This is a genomic window from Macrococcus sp. GL_134 (assembly GCF_057834705.1).
Genome location: NZ_CM174409.1, coordinates 1,179,809 through 1,196,914 on the forward strand (window position 1 = coordinate 1,179,809; position 17,106 = coordinate 1,196,914).

Below are 17,106 nucleotides of genomic sequence, written 5' to 3' on the forward strand. Positions count from 1 at the left end.
AACTAGATTGAATAGAATTGATGAATCAAATAACAAATCTATAAATCTCATGGATAGTGGATTCTGCCATATAAAAAACGGAGATCCAGATTTTTCTGGATCTCCGTTTTATCTGCTGATATAACCTATTTTATCAACATCAATCGTATTGAAGTTCATTCTCTTCAAGAAAATTAGTACTGTAGTCTTTACTTAGAAATACAGGATGCTTGAGCAGCGCCTGATGGAATGGAATCGTTGTATCGATACCGTGAATGATATATTCATCCAGCGCTCGTAAGGCACAGCTGATCGCTTCTTCACGAGTCGGCTGGAAGACAATCAGTTTCGCGACCATCGAGTCATAGTAAGGAGGAATCGTATACTGATTATAACACGCAGAGTCCACTCTTACCCCGTAGCCGCCCGGAACTAAATATTGAGTGATCTGACCAGCTGACGGCATAAAGTTCTTCAGTGGATTTTCAGCATTGATTCTAAGTTCCATCGCGTGTCCTTTAAAATCAACATCCTCCTGCTGAATATCGAGTTTTTCGCCTGAAGCAATGCGAATCTGCCATTTCACCAGATCGATGCCCGTTACCATTTCAGTGACAGGATGCTCTACTTGAATACGCGTATTCATTTCCATGAAGTAATAGCGGTCTTCATTCAGGTCGTAAATAAATTCAATAGTCCCTGCGCCTTCATAATCCACCGTCTCAGCTGCTCTTACAGCTGCCTGACCCATCGCTTCTCGGGTTTCTGCGCTGATCACAGGGCTCGGTGATTCTTCAACTAGTTTCTGCATACGCCGTTGAATGGTACAGTCTCGTTCACCAAGATGAATGACATGACCATAGGCATCTGCCAGCACTTGAATTTCTATATGCCGGAAATTCTCTATGAACTTCTCGATATAGAGCCCTTTATTTCCGAATGCCACTTCTGCTTCCTGCTCGGTCATACGGTAACCATTGATCAGCTCTTCTTCATTACGAGCAATGCGAATCCCCTTGCCGCCACCGCCTGCAGTTGCTTTGATGATAATCGGGTAGCCGATTTTTTCGGCTTCCTGTTTAGCGATCTCTATCGTTTCGACAAGTCCGTCACTTCCTGGAACAACCGGGACATTGGCTTGAATCATTTCCTTCTTAGCTAAATCCTTAATGCCCATCTTTGTAATGGACTCATGACTTGGTCCGATAAATTTAATATTGCATGCTTCGCACATTTCTGCGAAGTCAGCATTCTCAGCAAGAAAACCATAGCCCGGGTGTATGCCGTCGCAGCCAGTTGCACTTGCTATCGCTAATATATTAGGAATGTTCAAATAGGAATCCTTTGAATATTTCGGCCCGACACAATATGCTTCATCAGCAAGCTGAGTATGAAGCGCCTCCTTGTCTGCTTCTGAATAGATGGCTACAGAATGGATATTTAATTCCTTTAATGCTCTAATGATACGGACAGCAATTTCACCGCGATTAGCAATTAATACTTTTTTCATTACTTCACCCGGAATAGAGGCTGACCATATTCCACCATTTGACCATCTTCAACAAGAATCTCAACAATTTCTCCTGAGAGTTCAGCCTGAATTTCGTTGAAGAGCTTCATCGCTTCCAGAATACATACGATTGATTCAGCGGTGACTTTATCTCCTATTTTGACGTAGGCATCACTTTCAGGAGTCGGTGACTTATAAAAAGTCCCTACCATCGGCGCGTTGATTGTCCGTCCCACAGGAACGTCTTCTACTTTTTGAGACTGTACTTCCTGTATAACAGAAGTTTGTGGTGCTGGTGGTGTATTCTGAACAATCGTTTCTTTTTTAAGTTTTATTTTAAGGTTGTCTTCTTCCAGTTCAATCATCGTCAAAGATGAATTATCGAGCAGTGCTATCATTTCTTTTAGTTCTTCAAAATTCATGATGTTCTCCTTTATACTTCATATTAGTACTAGCTACTTAACCCATTTTACTTGAGTGGTCAGACCAATTCAAGTATAAAAAAAAGACATGCTCTGAGCATGTCTTAAATTATCCACGTGATACATAGGACCCATCTGTTGTATTGATGATCAGTTTGTCGCCGATGTTGACAAACAATGGGACGTTCAATGAATAACCAGTCTCAACTGTCGCCTGTTTAGTCGCACCTTGGGCTGTATCTCCTTTGATTCCTGGTTCTGTTTCCGTTACTTCGAGCGTTACTGTGTTAGGTAGTTCAACACCAAGTGTTTCACCTTCATAGCTCTGAATATGAACTTCCATGTTTTCTTTCAGGAACTTCAATTCATGGGTCAATGCTGATTCTGAAATTTCAGTCTGATCATATGTCTCAGTGTCCATAAACACGTGAGCGTCACCGCTCGCATATAAATACTGCATTTTACGGTTATCAATCTGTGCGCGTCCTACTTTTTCACCCGCACGGAATGTTTTTTCCTGGATAGCACCTGTTCTTAAGTTTCTTAATTTTGAACGGACGAATGCTGCACCTTTACCCGGTTTAACATGTTGGAACTCGATGACACGCCAGATGCCATTATCCACTTCAATAGTCAATCCTGTTTTAAAATCGTTAACTGAGATCATTTAATAATCCTCCTAATTTTGCTGTCTATAAAATAATAAGGTCTTTTGTAGAATGTGTAAAGCGCTTTAGACCTGCTTCAGTGACTAATACATCATCTTCAATACGCACACCGCCAAGACCGTCAACATAGATACCAGGTTCAAGCGTGACACACATATTTTTTTCAAGTGTGATATCTGATTTCATGGACAGCCCAGGACCTTCATGAACTTCAAGGCCGATACCATGTCCCAGTGAATGGCCAAAGTTGTCTCCATATCCTGCGTCCACAATGATATCACGTGCGATGGCGTCAGCTTGTGCACCGGTCATCCCCGACTTAACTGTTTCCAGGGCCGTCACTTGTGCTTTCAAGACAATATCATATATCCTTTTCATTTCTTCAACCGGTTCTCCAACTGCAAATGTACGTGTGATATCTGAGATATAACCTTGATAAATGGCACCATAATCAAGAGTCACCATCTCACCCTTATTGATGATTTTCTCAGAAGCAACACCATGGGGCAGAGCACCGCGGTGACCAGAAGCAACAATAGTATCAAATGATGAGCCTGATGCACCATTCTTTCTCATGAACATTTCAAGTTCATTGTTCACTTCCATCTCTGACATGCCTGGTCTGATAAACTTAAGAATGTGATCATAAGCCTGGTCTGCAATGTCAGCTGCTTTTTGAATCAGCTCCAATTCGAATGGTTCTTTAATCATGCGGATCTTCTCGATTTCTCCGCTGATATCCACAAGTTCCATCATGCTGCAAAGCGCTGCATACTGCTGATATGTAATGAGATCCCCTTCAAAGCCAATCGTCTTGATATCCAGTTCATTTGTTAACTCAGCAATACTATCCAGCAATGCCCCCTGCTGCTTCACTACTTCGAAATCCACAGCCTGTTCACCTGCCTGGACTGTGTACCTGAAGTCAGTGACAAGAAATCTGCGGTCCTTCGTCAACACAAGAGCACCGCTTGATCCAGTGAATAAAGATAAATAGCGTCGATTGTAAGGTGAAAGTATCACCACTGCATCAAGTTTCTTATCTTCTAATAATTGTTTGACTTTTTCGAATTTCATTGTAATCCTCTTTTCCTGGTATTTTAAATTCCTTTAAACTCATGTTACCATAGATTTAGAAATACGGAATAAGGAGATCCCCTATGTGCAAAAAAATACTAATCATAAGTACAATGCTGCTCGCTGCCTGCAGCAACGAAACTGGGCAGTTGCAGCAGCAGAAAAAAGAATTGCAGACTGAAATCAAAACAATCAATGAAAAAATCAGCGATGAAAAAACGAAGAACATCTCCAACAACAATACACTGTCGGCATTAAATAAAGAACTGGAGATGAATAATGGTAACAGCTCGTCAGTATCAAACGAAAATTATGCTGATTACTTCAATACCTATACTCAAGCTATGACTGATGCTTTCAGTGAATATTCAGCGATAGACACTAAGGCAGCAGAACTCAAAGAAGATCCCGTCACTGAAGAACAGCTGAAAGCGATACAGACGAAAGTAACAGATGCTTCAGAGACATTTAACGAACAACTGAAAGACAAAACTATTCCGCAATCATATTCGGACATTCATAGTCAAATCACTTCTGCTGACAAAGAATTTGTATCTGGCATGAATAAAGTCGTCAAAGCTTACACTCAATCTGACCAGCCATTATTTGACGAAGGTAGTGCTGAATTAAATGAAGGCATCAATAAAATCGATCATATTCAATTCCAGTGACCGATCAAATGAACTACCGGGACGTGTTCCCGGTTTTGTTCTATCTTCAATCAATTATCTTCGATAGGTCCACTCATCACTCATATACTTCTGCGAAATATCATGCACTTCCTGCAACTGTTCATCCGTCAATTCATAAGGAAGAAGTTCGATGTTTAATCCTTGCTGAAACCCTTCGTAAAACGCTTCTTCCATCTCTTCAATTGTCACTTCTTGATCCGTCAGATCATTGATCGCTACTGCTTTTTCATGAAATGCCTGCTTCATCTTGATCATCAACCGTTCGTTTTTGTACTTAAACAATTCAAACAACTCATCTACGTCAATTTTCTGTAGAATAGAGCCATGCTGCAATATCACCCCTTTTTGCCTTGTCTGTGCGCTCCCTGCAATTTTACGACCTTCGACGACCAGTTCATACCAGCTAGGTGCATCGAAACAGACTGAACTTCTCGGGTCTTTCAATTTTGCCCGCTGCTCCTCAGTTCGCGGCACTGCAAAATAAGCGTCAAGTCCTAAATTTTTAAATCCTTCCAGCAGCCCAGTGGAAATCACGCGATACGCTTCAGTGACTGTTTGCGGCATAGCGGGATGACTCTCGGGCACTATAACTGAATACGTCAGTTCATGATCATGCAAAACCCCTCGCCCACCAGTAGCCCTGCGAACAAGACCAATATGTGAGGCTTTCACTTTATCAATATCAATCTCTTTTTCAAGCTTCTGAAAATAACCGATTGATAACGTTTTAGGGCTCCAGCCATAAAAGCGGACAACCGGTTTCATTTCTCCTCTGGAAACCCAGTTCATTAAAGCTTCATCGAGTGCCATATTAAAGTACGGATTCTGCTTTTTAGTGTTTATAAATAACCATTGTTCTGTCATTTCAACCATCCTTCTGCGTTGTTTCGGTAAAATTACTTTGAATTCAACACTTTTAATCTTTATAATGAATAATATGTAATATAGGAGGAATTGTTAATGAATACTTGGATTATCATTGGTCTCATCCTTCTTGCGCTGATTGTCTACATCGCAGTCAATTACTCTATCAATCGTAAAGCCGTCACTGAATTAAGTCAAGACGACTTTCAAGCAGGACTTCGACGTGCTCAAGTGATTGATTTAAGAGAGAAAGCTGACTACGACTACGGTCATATCGTTGGTGCAAGAAACATCCCGATGAGTATTTTCAGAACACGAATGCTTGGACTGCGTAAAGATCAACCGATATACTTCGTTGATAAAAACGGCATCCAATGTTACCGCGCAGCAAGATTGCTGAAAAAGAAGGGCTATAACAATCTATTCATGCTAAAAGGCGGATACAAAGAATGGAACGGCCGAATTAAATCAAAGAACTAAAAAAACTTCAATCCCTGGTTCAGGGATTGAAGTTTTTTGTTACTTCTCGATTGTTCCTTCAAAGCGAAGAATTGGCTTACGAGCAGCTGTCGTTTCATCTAAGCGGCCGATAACTGTATGATGCGGCGCCTCTAAAACGATATCCGGATTCTCTTCCGCTTCTTTAGCGATCTGAATCATTGTGTCACAGAATTTATCGAGTGTTTCTTTAGATTCTGTTTCAGTCGGTTCAATCATCATACATTCCTCAACGTTAAGTGGGAAGTAAATGGTTGGTGGATGGAAGTTAAAGTCAAGCAGTCTCTTCGCCATGTCTAATGTACGTACGCCCAGTTTCTTCTGTCTGACACCGCTGATGACGAATTCATGTTTACAATGTCTGTCATACGGCAGTTCGAAATAAGGCTGAAGGCGACGCATCATGTAGTTTGCGTTCAGTACAGCAGTCTCTGATACTTCTTTTAAGCCGTCCGGGCCCATTGTACGGATATAAGTGTAGGCGCGTAAGTAGATACCGAAGTTACCGTAGAATGGTTTAACACGTCCGATAGATTGCGGACGGTCATAATCAAATTTAAATGTATCATTTTCTTTAACGATATGTGGCTTCGGCAGGAATGGAATCAGATCTGCTTTTACACCGACAGGACCAGAACCAGGGCCGCCGCCACCGTGTGGACCCGTGAATGTTTTGTGTAAGTTTAAATGTACAGCATCAAAGCCCATATCACCAGGACGTACTTTACTCATGATGGCATTTAAGTTCGCACCATCATAGTATAATTTACCGCCGGCCGCATGTACGATTTCACGGATTTCTAGAATATCTTCTTCAAAAAGACCTAATGTGTTCGGATTTGTCAACATAATAGCTGCTGTATCAGGCCCTACCACGCGTTTTAAGTCTTCGATATCCACTAAGCCTTGTTCATTAGATTGAACAGTCACTGTCTCAAATCCTGCAACTGTAGCAGAAGCGGGATTGGTACCGTGAGCAGAGTCAGGTACGATGACTTTTGTCCGTACGTGGTCGCCATTTGCCTCGTGATAAGCTCTGATCATCATCAGGGCTGTCCACTCACCATGAGCACCTGCAGCGGGTTGCAGTGTCACTTCATCCATCCCGGTGATTTCTTTTAAGTGTTCCTGTAAGTCATAGATCACTTCAAGGGAACCTTGAATCGTTTTTTCGTCCTGTAAAGGATGCGCCTGAGCGAACCCAGCCATACGAGCCACACGCTCGTTGATTTTTGGATTGTATTTCATTGTACAAGAACCCAGTGGATAAAAACCTGTATCAACCCCGTGGTTCTTGTTGGAAAGCTCTGTGTAGTGGCGCATTAAGTCAAGTTCAGCAATTTCTGGTAACATCGCTTTTTCTTTACGGATAAACTTGCTGTCCAGTATATCTTCAACTTTTTTTCCTTCTACTTCAAGAGGGGGTAATGAATAGGCGAAACGATTTTCTTTAGAACGTTCGAAAATTAATGGAGTTGCTCCCTTAAGCATTATAGGCACCTACTTTCTCAATGAATGTATCGATTTCTTCTTTCGTACGTAGCTCTGTAACAGCAATCAACATGTGTCCTTCGTATTTATCATCAATACGACCTAAATCATAACCACCGATAAATCCTTCTTCAAGGAGCTCGGCATTGATTTCAGGAACCGGCTTATTGAATTTAACGACGAACTCATTGAATGAAGTACCTGGTAATACATTGAATCCAGCTTCAATCATTCTGTCTTTCATATAGTTCGCTTTGTAAAGGTTCTGTTCAGCCATTTCAACGACACCATTTTTACCTAACGCACTCATTGCTACAGAAGCTGCCAGGGCATTCAGTGCTTGGTTAGAACAGATATTGGAAGTTGCTTTATCACGGCGGATATGTTGCTCACGAGCCTGCAGTGTTAAAACGAAACCACGTTGACCCTCGTCATCATGCGTCTGACCGACTAGACGTCCCGGCATTTTACGAGTTAACGCTTTCGTTGCAGCGAAGTAACCACAGTGAGGTCCACCTAACTGTGCAGGGATACCGAACACCTGTGCATCACCGACAACGATATCAGCACCAAATTCACCTGGAGGGGTTAATAAACCAAGTGCTAAAGGATTACTAGATACTATAAATAACGCTTTAGTGCCTTCTGTGTAGGACTTAATGATCTCTAAATCCTCGATACTGCCGAAGAAATTAGGATATTGAACCATGACACATGCTGTATCTTCATCGATAGCTGATTTAAGCGCGTCTAAATCTGTCACCGTATCTTTGACGTCGATTTCCACAACTTCCAAATTCTGACCTTTAGCGTACGTCTGAAGGACAGCACGTGACTCATCATTCACCGCTTTAGAAACAACAATTTTCTTTTTACGCGTATGACCGCAGGCAAGCATCGCCGCTTCAGCGAAAGAAGTTCCGCCATCATACATCGAAGAGTTTGCTACGTCCATACCTGTCAGCTCAGCAATCATAGTCTGGAATTCAAAGATGGCTTGTAATTCACCTTGAGAGATCTCTGGCTGGTAAGGAGTATAGGCTGTATAGAACTCTGAACGAGAAATCACATGGTCAACAACAATCGGCATATAATGATCATAAACACCAGCGCCCAGGAATGAAGCATGTGTTTCACTCGTCTTATTTTTGTTGGCAAGGGCAGACAATTCTCTTAATAGAGCAGTCTCCGATCTTCTCTCTTTGATATCAAGCGGACGATCAAAACGAACTTTTTCAGGAATATCTGCAAACAATTCGTCGATTGACTGAATGCCAATTGTCTCCAGCATTTCCTTCTTATCAGTTTCTGTTAATGGAATATAACGATGGCTCATAATCTCTCTCCTTAGTTTTTATGGAATGGTGTTTTTACGACTTTAGCAGGTACTTTATTTTTTCTGACTTGGACGTATACTTCGTTCCCGATTTCTGTTTCATTGATGTCCAGCAATGCCAGAGCGATTGAACGACCCGTTGATGGCGATTGTGTGCCGCTCGTCACATAACCAATTTTTTCATCGTTACTATTGAATACTTCGTAATCTGTACGGGCGATGCCGCGTTCCTGTAATTCAAGACCAGTAGATCTTCTTGTAACACCTTGTTCTTTTTGTGCTGCAAGTGCCTCCCTGCCAATGAATTCTCCTTTATCAAGTTTGACACTGAATCCCATTTTTGCTTCGTAAGGTGAAATTTGAGTTGATAAATCCTGCCCGTGAAGTGGCAGCGCTGCTTCAAGACGCAGCGTGTCTCTCGCTCCTAATCCACAAGGGGCCACTCCAGCATCAAGCAGACCTTTCCAGATTTTTTCTGTTACTGCTGCATCACAATAAATTTCATAGCCGTGCTCACCAGTATAACCCGACTGTGACAGAATGACTTTTTCACCGAATATTTCTACATTCTGTTTGAATTCAAACAATTTAAGTCCGCTGACATCTTCTGAAACGAGGGACGAGATCATACGTTCAGCGTCCGGCCCTTGTATAGCAATCTGGCCATAATTTTGAGAGACATTCGTGACTTTAACCGCCTCTATTTCGTGCTGTTTCAGCCAGTCAAAATCAATATCTGTATTGCCTGCATTCACGACTAGTAAATACTTGTTCTGCTCAAGCATATAAACGACAAGATCATCGATGACTCCTCCGTTTTCATTACATAGCATTGTGTACTGTGCTTTGACCTCAGTGAGCTTACTAATATCATTAGTCAGCACTTGTTGAAGAAATTCCGCTGCCTGCTCACCTTCAACGATAATTTCACCCATGTGACTGACATCAAACATGCCGACTTTTTCTCTCACTGCCTTATGTTCTTCTTTAATGGATGAGAACTGAACAGGTAATGCCCAGCCAGAAAAATCAATGACTTTTGCTCCGGCTTCCACATATGTTTCATATAACGGTGTTTTCTTTAAATCCATCATCATTACCTCCATATCAATATAAAAAACAGGATAGCTGTTAACTATCCTGTCGATTTCTTCAGGTAAGCGTCCTAGTGACATCCTTTTGCCTGAGAGTTTCACGTTAGTTTGCCCCTTCGGCGATGATAGTTATCATTCTCTCTATCACTATTCTTCCGCTATTAAGATGTTCATCACATAATCAATACAATCTTCAACAGAGTTTTCACTGTCTACTTTAATGTATGCGATTTCATTATATCGTGAACAGCGTGAATTGTACAACTCTTTAATATCATCAAATGAACGGTCAACTGCATTCGGCCTCGACTTATCGCCAACAATTCTATTATATATTGTATCAATATTCGTATCTACCCAAATATTTAATTTATTTTTATTTATAATATCAATATTGTTCGTATTTTCTACAATTCCTCCGCCAGTCGCAATGACAACATTCTGTTTCATGAATTGATTTAATGCTTGATGTTCAAGGGCCCTAAAGTATCGTTCTCCTTTCTCCGCAAATATGTCACTGATTCTCATCTGCTCTTGTTCTTCTATGTATATATCCAGGTCAACAAAAGGCAGATGGCATTCATCTGCCAGTCTTTTGCCTAAAGTAGATTTTCCTGCGCCCATAAAACCAATCAAAACTACTGCCACATTAACGCTCCTTCAGTTCATTAGTAATCTGAACATAATAATAATCTTTGATATTATCCATGGAATTAATTTTAATCATATACCTTACACTATAACTACTGATGTAAAAAATAACAATCATCAATAAGATTAATGCAAAGGGAACCATCATTGCTTCAGTCGATCTGAACAATTTCATGTCGTACTCTCCTCGAATCCTGCCAGGTGATATCTAAAAATATTCCATTTATATTTTTAGTGAACACTGCCTGTCTCACTTTTTCCTGCAAAATCACATAACCTGAGCCGTCCACTTTCCTGACGATTCTTGATTGATTGTACAAGTAGCTGTACGTTTTGCCGGATTTAGAATCTTTAGCAAGAAGTTGTCCATTTGACACACTGAGTTCCTTACCTTTAATTTCACTCAATATATCCCTTAAGCAGAGCTCATAATTAATATCGTAGTTATCTGATGACACCGATTTAAACACCATGATATTTTGAATGATCAGCGGGAACAATGTCAATATGACAACAGCTATACTGAAGTTCAACAGCATCTCAATAAGGGTAAATCCATTATCTCTTCTTAATACAGTAGTGATCTGAACCTGCCTTGCACAGCATTCCGTCTTGTTCAATCACAGTCCCTCCTGTCTTCACATAGACATAGAACGAGCGGTATTCTGCAACATCGTCAAGCGACTCTCTATATGTTTTATTCATCTGGTGGAGCATAGGAATAAGAGCGGTACAGATCAATACAATAATAGATAAACTGAGCATGGCATCAACCAGTAGAAAACCACTATCCTTCTTCAATTCTTACTCTCCCCCTGACCAGCTGAAAAATCAACTCAAACCGTTTGCCGTTGATAAAGTAGGTGACTGTAGCTCCGTGATTGATGCTATCGCCGCTGAATATAATTTCTGTTGCATTTTTCGAAATGCCGGTGTAGATAGAGCCGTTCCTCAATTGATAAGAAGTCTTAATGGCTAGCTTTGATGAATAAATCTTAATTTCATGACTGCCGGGAAAAAATTGGATAGTCACAGATTGTCCTGTAGCCATTGCAAGCGTCTGGTAGTAAGTGACAACGGCAAGCAGCTCATTATTCACTTCAGCGATGTCTGCCTGCTCATAGTCAAACGTATGATAGCTCATCATATGAATCATGATGAGCATCATAGCAATGACCAGTAATGTTTCTATATAGCTGAATGCCTGATTATGTCTCAGCAATGGCTTCGCCGCCGATAATGTTAATTCCTTTTCCATTTTTACATTTCGTTTGATTTTCCTTAAGAAAATCAGGAACTAAATCCTGAACAGTGGTCGGTGCCGTGCCGTTTTGAAGTTTGTAAGCTTCGATTTGTCCCTGGACCATCTTCACTTGAGCAGTACATCCGGTACTCTGGACGTTATCTGACTGTTTAGCTATATTAGGGATAATGATGATAATAAGCACTGAGATTACAAGCAGAACGAGCAGCATTTCAATCAGCGTAAATCCTTCGTCTGTTCTGAATACTTTCTTCCATCCGTTTTTCAATGTTTTCTTCAATGGTTTCATCTCCTTATTATTGTATACCGCTCATCATCTGCAGCATAGGTAGTATGATTACGAGATAAAGTGTGATAATCAATAACCCTAGAGCTGAAAAGATAATCGGTTGTATCCACTTTATATATTTTAAAATCTGGGCTTCAAACTTCTTGAAAATATAGTCAGCATAATATTTAAGTTCAACATCCAGCTTAGAATTCTTTTCACCGTGTCTGATAAAATTGATCATTGACTGTTCAAATAGACCGACACTGCTAATGGCTTCCGGCAAAGATTGTCCACTCATCAGTGACTCATTAATTTGACTGCCGATGTACTGCATCACTAAATCTTTATCCTGTTCTCTGAAAATTTCAATGATTTTAATCATTGAAATACCGTTACCGAGAAAAAAAGAGAGTTCAACACTGACACGGTAGGTAATATATTTTCGATATAGACTATTGACTACCGGTACCTTTGTAATCAACCATAACTTTCTCTTGATATCTGCACGTTTGAAGAGAACGAAATAGAAGATAGCAGTTAACATGAACAGCACTGCGAGTATCATCAGCATTCTAGGCATTAAGAACAGCAGATAGGTGAGGAATTTTAGCTCCGCAGAAATTTGTATTCCCATCGAGTCATACATATTCTGGAACTGTGGGAGTACTGTCTGGTTCACGACGATAATCAATGTAAAAAATATAGCGAGGAGTATTGAAGGGTACTGAATGGTTTTCATGAAGTGTTTCAGACTCTGCCGTTTTGATACACTGAACTGATGACACTGCATCAATGTCTCATCTAAATTGCCATATCTTTCTCCAAAATAAATTTGCAGAATGATATTCGGTGGATAATGAAGTGTTGTAACAATATCACTTAATGAATGTCCTTGTTTCAAGGACTCAAGACATTCTGTTTTAATCTGAGTCTGTATGCCGTCATACTGACTGAACAGAAATTCTATCGCTTCGTATTGTGTGAAGCCGCTTCTCGTAAGTTCTGCAATACGTATCAAGAAATCTTCCTGATATCCTTTCAGCTTATTTTTTGGCCACATGGAACTTCTCCAGTTCTTCTGTTGAAATAAGATCGTGTTCATACATGGCTTTAATCTGTTCTATGAACGGGTTAAACGCAGATAACTGTTTGCCTGCAAGAAGTTCTTTTATTTGCGAACTAGTCAATGTCTCAATGACCAGTCGCCGGCCATTTTTCGATTTGATCAAACGTTGACTCGTAATCAGCATCACCGCCTGCTTTAATTCGGATTCTTTAATCCCCATCTCAAGCAATCGTTCGACGGCACCAGGTGTATCACTTGCATGCAATGTAGACAACACGAGATGACCGCTCAGACTCGCATTGATAACCTGCTTGGCAGTCAGCTCATCTCTGATTTCACCTATCATCACGATATCGGGATCACATCTCATAATCGCTTTGAATGAATTTTGATAAGTGATATCAGCCTTCTCATTGACACTGATCTGAATAGTATCTTCAAGTACTTGTTCGACAGGATCCTCAATCGTTATAATCTGTCTGTTCAGTGTCTGACGGGCATATGATAACAGATTATACATCAACGTACTTTTCCCGCTGCCAGTTGGACCCGTAATGAGCACCAAACCATGGGACAACTTCATCGTGTCATAGAGCAGTTCTGTATTTTCTATGAAACGGCTTGTAAACTGTGCTTTTAATATCCGTAATACTGCTGCCTCCGTACCGGTTGACTGCGGCAAAGTTGAAACTCTTATATGATAGAGATGTGCTTCATGGTCAATGACAACAACACCGCTTTGCGCTTTCTTTTTGTCCGCAATGTCCAGCCGTGAAACAAATTTTAAATATGCGAGTATGCGTTCATAATGATCATGAGTCAATGAATCCACCGAATGCATGTCTCCATCAACACGCAGCTTTAATTGCACTTGATTACGACATGGAATAAAATGAATATCAGATGCATTTTTATTGATGCTGTCTTTAATCAGCTGATTGACGATTTGTTCCATATATCCCTCCTCACTTATATAATCGTCTAATTATGGGTCTTTATTTTTTTCGGTGCTAAAACTATCAAAGTAATATAATTTATTCGTATTTAACGAGGTTATTTGAAATTACTGGATATAAAAATTAGGTTTACATCTTTATGATGAATCTTTATAATAATAGTTGATATTAAGAGTTTTCGGAGAGGAGAACATCAAATGGATAAAGTCTACAAAACGTTAGGATTCTGGACTGCCATCTTTGCAGTTATGTTCTATGTCGGCCATATGGAAATGATGGCATTTGTGTTTATAGCTCAAACAGGTTTCTTCGTTCTATTAGGATACATGAACCTTACTGAAAGAATGTACATGTACATTTTTGCAGCATATCTCGTTGTATGTTTCGTCGGTTTTACTTATTATTCAACATTTTTATTAGAACCTTCTTTCGGCGCACACCACAAATAAAAAACCTTCCTCATTTTGAAGTGCACCCCTAAAGTTGAACCTTAAAATTCAACTTTAGGGGTGTTTATTTTGAATAAAAAGCATGATCTTGATTTTAAATTAAAACTAATCAAAGAATATAAAGAAGGAAATATTGGTTATGATTCATTAAGTAACAAATATGATATCGATCCTTCACAACTAAAAACATGGACTTACCAATTTGATACCTTCGGTATTGACGGCCTTATATCCAGTATGACCAGAAAGAAATATTCAACAGATGAAAAATTAAGAATCATTCAGTATAGAATTACTAATCAACTTTCATATAAAGAAACTGCTAGAATCTTTGAGATTACTAATCCTACTTTAATAGCTCAGTGGCAGATGAAATACAATCAATATGGTATCCTAGGTTTAGAATCAAAACCGAAGGGTCGTGCGTCTAAAACTATGAAAAATAAAAAGGTTGATAACACTAGTTTAAACGAAAGTGAACGACAAGAATTAATACGCTTACGTGAGGAAAACAGGAGATTAGAAATCGCAATTGCTCTCGAAAAAAAGTTACAATCCTTAGCTCGAAAAAATCAAACAAAGAAATAGTAGCTGCTATTATCGAGTTAAGGAATGAATCTAACTATAAGTTAAAAGAAATATTATCAGTAGCTATGATAGCGAAAAGTGTATACCATTATTGGAAATTACGACTTAGTGTCACTAAACATAAAGACAATTATTTAATTACTTTGATTAAAGAAATCATTAACAAACATAAAAATAGGATAGGTTATCGTACAGTAACCGACGAACTAAGAGAGTTAGGTTTTGTAGTTAACCATAAAAAAGTTCTTAGAATAATGAGAGAAAATAATTTACTTTGTACAAAGTTTAAGCATAGAAATAGAACATATAAGTCGTACAAAGGGAAAGTTGGCAAAACAGCTAAGAATAAATTGAATCGTAGATTCGTAACTAATCGCCCATATCAAAAATTACTTACTGATGTAACACAATTCAACATTAAAAATGGAACTAAGCTATATCTGTCAACAATTTTTGATGTATGTTCGAAAGAGATTATTTCTTATTCAATTAGTAAGCGTCCAACATTGGAATTCGTTGTGGAATCATTGTTAAAAGCAATTAATGTAATTCCAGACCTTCCCTATAGAACTACAATCCATTCCGATCAAGGGTGGCAATATCAGCATAAATCTTGGGTACAATCTTTGAAAAAGAATAGAATTATTCAAAGCATGTCTAGAAAAGGTAATTGTCTTGATAATTCTCCGATGGAGAATTTCTTTGGTATTTTAAAACAAGAAATGTTTTATGGAGAAACATTTGATTCTTATGATGAACTAGAAGAGGAGATTATTGACTATATGGAGTATTATAATTTAGTCAGAAAGAAGAGAAAATTAAAAAGCAAGACTCCTGTAGAATACAGAAATCTTGCTTTAATGAAAGTAGCTTAATAAAAAGTTCAACTTTTTGGGTTCACTACATTTGAGGAAGGTTTTTTAATAGCCGTTAATAAATGGATTATGATTCATTTCATAGCCAATCGTTGTTTTTGGACCATGGCCCGGGTATATGATCATTTGTTCATCTAGTCGGAACAACACTTCAGTAATTGAATGCATCAGTGACTGCAGGTTGCCTTCTTTCAGATCGGTTCTACCGATTCCTTCTTTGAATAAGGTATCACCGACAACAGCGAAGTCATCAAACACAAAGCTTAAGCTGCCCGGTGAATGACCCGGAGTCTCATAGACATCAAACTGAAAAGTACCTATAGTTCGACTACCCTTTACTAACACTTTTGGGATTTGTCTCACAATGATTTCCGGCATTCCATAGGCACTGTATTTTTGAGAACCATTAAATTCTGAATTCGTCAGCCAGTACTTCTCCTTATCAGCTGCATATAAGGGAACGTCAAACTGACGACATAGTTCATCAACAGCGCCTATATGATCAAAATGCGTATGGGTCAATAATATCGCAGTCACTGGCTTATTGATTGCTCTGATTTGATCGATAACACGTTCTGGTTCTGCTCCAGGATCAATGACAAGCACTGCTCTGTCATTCTCAACGATATAGCAATTTGTTTCAAGCATTCCTAAACTCATTGTATGTACTTTCAATTACAGTCCTCCTCATAAAATTACCCTCGACAAATGTCTCTATTAATTATACAATAATCAGTGATAATAAAAGTACTAACTTGGGGGTTATACTATGCCATTTATTAATACTGGCGAACTATTCGAAATATTCGGAACTAAAATTCATATCGGTGTCAATATCTTTGCACTTCTCATGCTGGCAGTTGCTGTATTATCCGTTATGGGTTTAATTGGTGCTATCAAAGAAAAAAATATTCTAGGTATGATTTTTGGATTACTTGCAACTTTAGCGTTTGGATTCTTTGCTTTAGCGACAATCTTCACTTACGGCTATCCTATTTTACACCATTAAAAAAGACGATAAATATCGTCTTTTTTTATTTTAGATGTCGATTCACTGCTTCTATTTTATCCATCATTTGACGTGATTTATCTCTTCTGTCATCAATTCTAATGTTAGTACATACTCTCTGGACGCCTTTGTTAAACGGTGCCTCGTGTATTTCCCCGATCACCTCAAGCAGCACTGACAGTTCTCCTTCAATCAATGTACTCATTGGTGTCAGCTGAAAATCGATCAAGCCTTGCTGCTGTTTCTCCTGTAAAATCTTTTGAATATCCGCGATATACGTACTGACACTGATAGACTTCCCGTCAAGCGGTATAACAACTACATCGACTATCGCCATAGCTCATTC

Annotated in this window: 24 protein-coding genes and 1 riboswitch; of the genes, 6 read left to right on the forward strand and 18 right to left on the reverse strand. The window is 39.3% G+C overall.

Annotation, left to right across the window (positions count from 1 at the left end; genetic code table 11):
- Nucleotides 1-139: 139 nt before the first annotated feature.
- The 4 genes from accC to AC3IPL_RS06055 all read right to left on the reverse strand — a co-directional run bounded on the left by accC (nt 140) and on the right by AC3IPL_RS06055 (nt 3,656).
- On the reverse strand, nt 140-1,489 hold the full coding sequence (gene accC, locus AC3IPL_RS06040) for an acetyl-CoA carboxylase biotin carboxylase subunit (protein WP_489239800.1): 1,350 nt from the start codon (nt 1,487-1,489) through the stop codon (nt 140-142).
- Complete coding sequence (accB, locus tag AC3IPL_RS06045) at nt 1,489-1,911, reverse strand: acetyl-CoA carboxylase biotin carboxyl carrier protein (protein ID WP_489239802.1); 423 nt, start codon at nt 1,909-1,911, stop codon at nt 1,489-1,491. Before accB ends, accC begins: the two co-directional genes overlap by 1 nt.
- A gap of 109 nt (nt 1,912-2,020) precedes the next feature.
- Nucleotides 2,021-2,578 carry an elongation factor P gene (efp, locus tag AC3IPL_RS06050; RefSeq protein WP_489239804.1) on the reverse strand — a complete coding sequence of 186 codons (558 nt, stop codon included), beginning with the start codon at nt 2,576-2,578 and terminating at the stop codon, nt 2,021-2,023.
- Nucleotides 2,579-2,603: 25 nt separating this feature from the next.
- Nucleotides 2,604-3,656: a M24 family metallopeptidase gene (locus AC3IPL_RS06055; protein ID WP_489239805.1), complete on the reverse strand. Its 1,053-nt coding sequence runs from the start codon at nt 3,654-3,656 to the stop codon at nt 2,604-2,606.
- Nucleotides 3,657-3,739: 83 nt separating this feature from the next.
- Here AC3IPL_RS06055 and AC3IPL_RS06060 point away from each other — a divergent pair, with 83 nt between their 5' ends.
- The gene (locus tag AC3IPL_RS06060) at nt 3,740-4,327 is read left to right on the forward strand and encodes a hypothetical protein (RefSeq protein WP_489239806.1); all 588 of its coding nucleotides are present in this window, start codon (nt 3,740-3,742) and stop codon (nt 4,325-4,327) included.
- A gap of 54 nt (nt 4,328-4,381) precedes the next feature.
- On the opposite strand, the gene AC3IPL_RS06065 is transcribed toward AC3IPL_RS06060, so the two are convergent.
- Nucleotides 4,382-5,212 (reverse strand): lipoate--protein ligase family protein, encoded by an 831-nt coding sequence (locus AC3IPL_RS06065; RefSeq protein WP_489239808.1) that lies wholly within the window; start codon nt 5,210-5,212, stop codon nt 4,382-4,384.
- Nucleotides 5,213-5,308: 96 nt separating this feature from the next.
- On the opposite strand from AC3IPL_RS06065, the gene AC3IPL_RS06070 reads away from it, so the two are divergent.
- Nucleotides 5,309-5,692: a rhodanese-like domain-containing protein gene (locus AC3IPL_RS06070; protein ID WP_489239809.1), complete on the forward strand. Its 384-nt coding sequence runs from the start codon at nt 5,309-5,311 to the stop codon at nt 5,690-5,692.
- A 39-nt stretch (nt 5,693-5,731) separates the two neighbouring features.
- On the opposite strand, the gene gcvPB is transcribed toward AC3IPL_RS06070, so the two are convergent.
- The 11 genes from gcvPB to comGA all read right to left on the reverse strand — a co-directional run bounded on the left by gcvPB (nt 5,732) and on the right by comGA (nt 13,838).
- Nucleotides 5,732-7,201, reverse strand: coding sequence for an aminomethyl-transferring glycine dehydrogenase subunit GcvPB (gene gcvPB / locus AC3IPL_RS06075; RefSeq protein ID WP_489239810.1), 1,470 nt, complete (start codon nt 7,199-7,201; stop codon nt 5,732-5,734).
- Nucleotides 7,194-8,537, reverse strand: a complete 1,344-nt coding sequence (gene gcvPA, locus AC3IPL_RS06080; protein ID WP_489239811.1) for an aminomethyl-transferring glycine dehydrogenase subunit GcvPA — start codon at nt 8,535-8,537, stop codon at nt 7,194-7,196. The genes gcvPB and gcvPA overlap by 8 nt, the downstream gene beginning before the upstream one ends.
- Nucleotides 8,538-8,548: 11 nt before the next feature.
- Nucleotides 8,549-9,634 (reverse strand): glycine cleavage system aminomethyltransferase GcvT, encoded by a 1,086-nt coding sequence (gene gcvT, locus AC3IPL_RS06085; protein ID WP_489239812.1) that lies wholly within the window; start codon nt 9,632-9,634, stop codon nt 8,549-8,551.
- A 64-nt stretch (nt 9,635-9,698) separates the two neighbouring features.
- A riboswitch (glycine riboswitch) is annotated at nt 9,699-9,786 on the reverse strand.
- Nucleotides 9,779-10,279, reverse strand: coding sequence for a shikimate kinase (locus tag AC3IPL_RS06090; protein WP_489239814.1), 501 nt, complete (start codon nt 10,277-10,279; stop codon nt 9,779-9,781). Its footprint overlaps the riboswitch before it by 8 nt.
- Nucleotide 10,280: 1 nt before the next feature.
- Nucleotides 10,281-10,457: a hypothetical protein gene (locus AC3IPL_RS06095; protein ID WP_489239816.1), complete on the reverse strand. Its 177-nt coding sequence runs from the start codon at nt 10,455-10,457 to the stop codon at nt 10,281-10,283.
- The gene (comGF, locus tag AC3IPL_RS06100) at nt 10,435-10,902 is read right to left on the reverse strand and encodes a competence type IV pilus minor pilin ComGF (protein WP_489239818.1); all 468 of its coding nucleotides are present in this window, start codon (nt 10,900-10,902) and stop codon (nt 10,435-10,437) included. Before comGF ends, AC3IPL_RS06095 begins: the two co-directional genes overlap by 23 nt.
- Nucleotides 10,841-11,083 carry a hypothetical protein gene (locus tag AC3IPL_RS06105; RefSeq protein WP_489239820.1) on the reverse strand — a complete coding sequence of 81 codons (243 nt, stop codon included), beginning with the start codon at nt 11,081-11,083 and terminating at the stop codon, nt 10,841-10,843. The genes comGF and AC3IPL_RS06105 overlap by 62 nt, the downstream gene beginning before the upstream one ends.
- Entirely contained in the window at nt 11,070-11,540 is a 471-nt protein-coding gene (locus tag AC3IPL_RS06110; protein ID WP_489239821.1) for a hypothetical protein, read from the reverse strand. The genes AC3IPL_RS06105 and AC3IPL_RS06110 overlap by 14 nt, the downstream gene beginning before the upstream one ends.
- The gene (gene comGC / locus AC3IPL_RS06115) at nt 11,491-11,826 is read right to left on the reverse strand and encodes a competence type IV pilus major pilin ComGC (protein ID WP_489239823.1); all 336 of its coding nucleotides are present in this window, start codon (nt 11,824-11,826) and stop codon (nt 11,491-11,493) included. Before comGC ends, AC3IPL_RS06110 begins: the two co-directional genes overlap by 50 nt.
- Nucleotides 11,827-11,842: 16 nt before the next feature.
- A complete protein-coding gene (gene comGB / locus AC3IPL_RS06120) occupies nt 11,843-12,877 on the reverse strand; it encodes a competence type IV pilus assembly protein ComGB (protein ID WP_489239825.1) in 1,035 nt (344 codons plus the stop codon).
- Entirely contained in the window at nt 12,861-13,838 is a 978-nt protein-coding gene (gene comGA / locus AC3IPL_RS06125; RefSeq protein WP_489239827.1) for a competence type IV pilus ATPase ComGA, read from the reverse strand. Before comGA ends, comGB begins: the two co-directional genes overlap by 17 nt.
- A gap of 198 nt (nt 13,839-14,036) precedes the next feature.
- Between comGA and AC3IPL_RS06130 the strand changes: the two genes are divergently transcribed.
- The 3 genes from AC3IPL_RS06130 to AC3IPL_RS06140 are packed head-to-tail and all read left to right on the forward strand — an operon-like array spanning nt 14,037 to nt 15,751.
- Nucleotides 14,037-14,288, forward strand: a complete 252-nt coding sequence (locus AC3IPL_RS06130) for a DUF2626 domain-containing protein (RefSeq protein WP_489239829.1) — start codon at nt 14,037-14,039, stop codon at nt 14,286-14,288.
- 60 nt (nt 14,289-14,348) lie between these two features.
- Nucleotides 14,349-14,876, forward strand: a complete 528-nt coding sequence (locus AC3IPL_RS06135) for a helix-turn-helix domain-containing protein (RefSeq protein WP_101042853.1) — start codon at nt 14,349-14,351, stop codon at nt 14,874-14,876.
- Nucleotides 14,877-14,887: 11 nt separating this feature from the next.
- Nucleotides 14,888-15,751: an IS3 family transposase gene (locus AC3IPL_RS06140; protein ID WP_489242292.1), complete on the forward strand. Its 864-nt coding sequence runs from the start codon at nt 14,888-14,890 to the stop codon at nt 15,749-15,751.
- A 45-nt stretch (nt 15,752-15,796) separates the two neighbouring features.
- Here the strand turns inward: AC3IPL_RS06140 and AC3IPL_RS06145 are convergent, their stop codons facing one another.
- Complete coding sequence (locus AC3IPL_RS06145; protein ID WP_489239832.1) at nt 15,797-16,426, reverse strand: MBL fold metallo-hydrolase; 630 nt, start codon at nt 16,424-16,426, stop codon at nt 15,797-15,799.
- 94 nt (nt 16,427-16,520) lie between these two features.
- Here AC3IPL_RS06145 and AC3IPL_RS06150 point away from each other — a divergent pair, with 94 nt between their 5' ends.
- A complete protein-coding gene (locus tag AC3IPL_RS06150; RefSeq protein WP_489239833.1) occupies nt 16,521-16,760 on the forward strand; it encodes a DUF2759 domain-containing protein in 240 nt (79 codons plus the stop codon).
- Nucleotides 16,761-16,785: 25 nt separating this feature from the next.
- Here the strand turns inward: AC3IPL_RS06150 and AC3IPL_RS06155 are convergent, their stop codons facing one another.
- Nucleotides 16,786-17,097 (reverse strand): MTH1187 family thiamine-binding protein, encoded by a 312-nt coding sequence (locus tag AC3IPL_RS06155; RefSeq protein ID WP_489239835.1) that lies wholly within the window; start codon nt 17,095-17,097, stop codon nt 16,786-16,788.
- Nucleotides 17,098-17,106 lie beyond the last annotated feature (9 nt).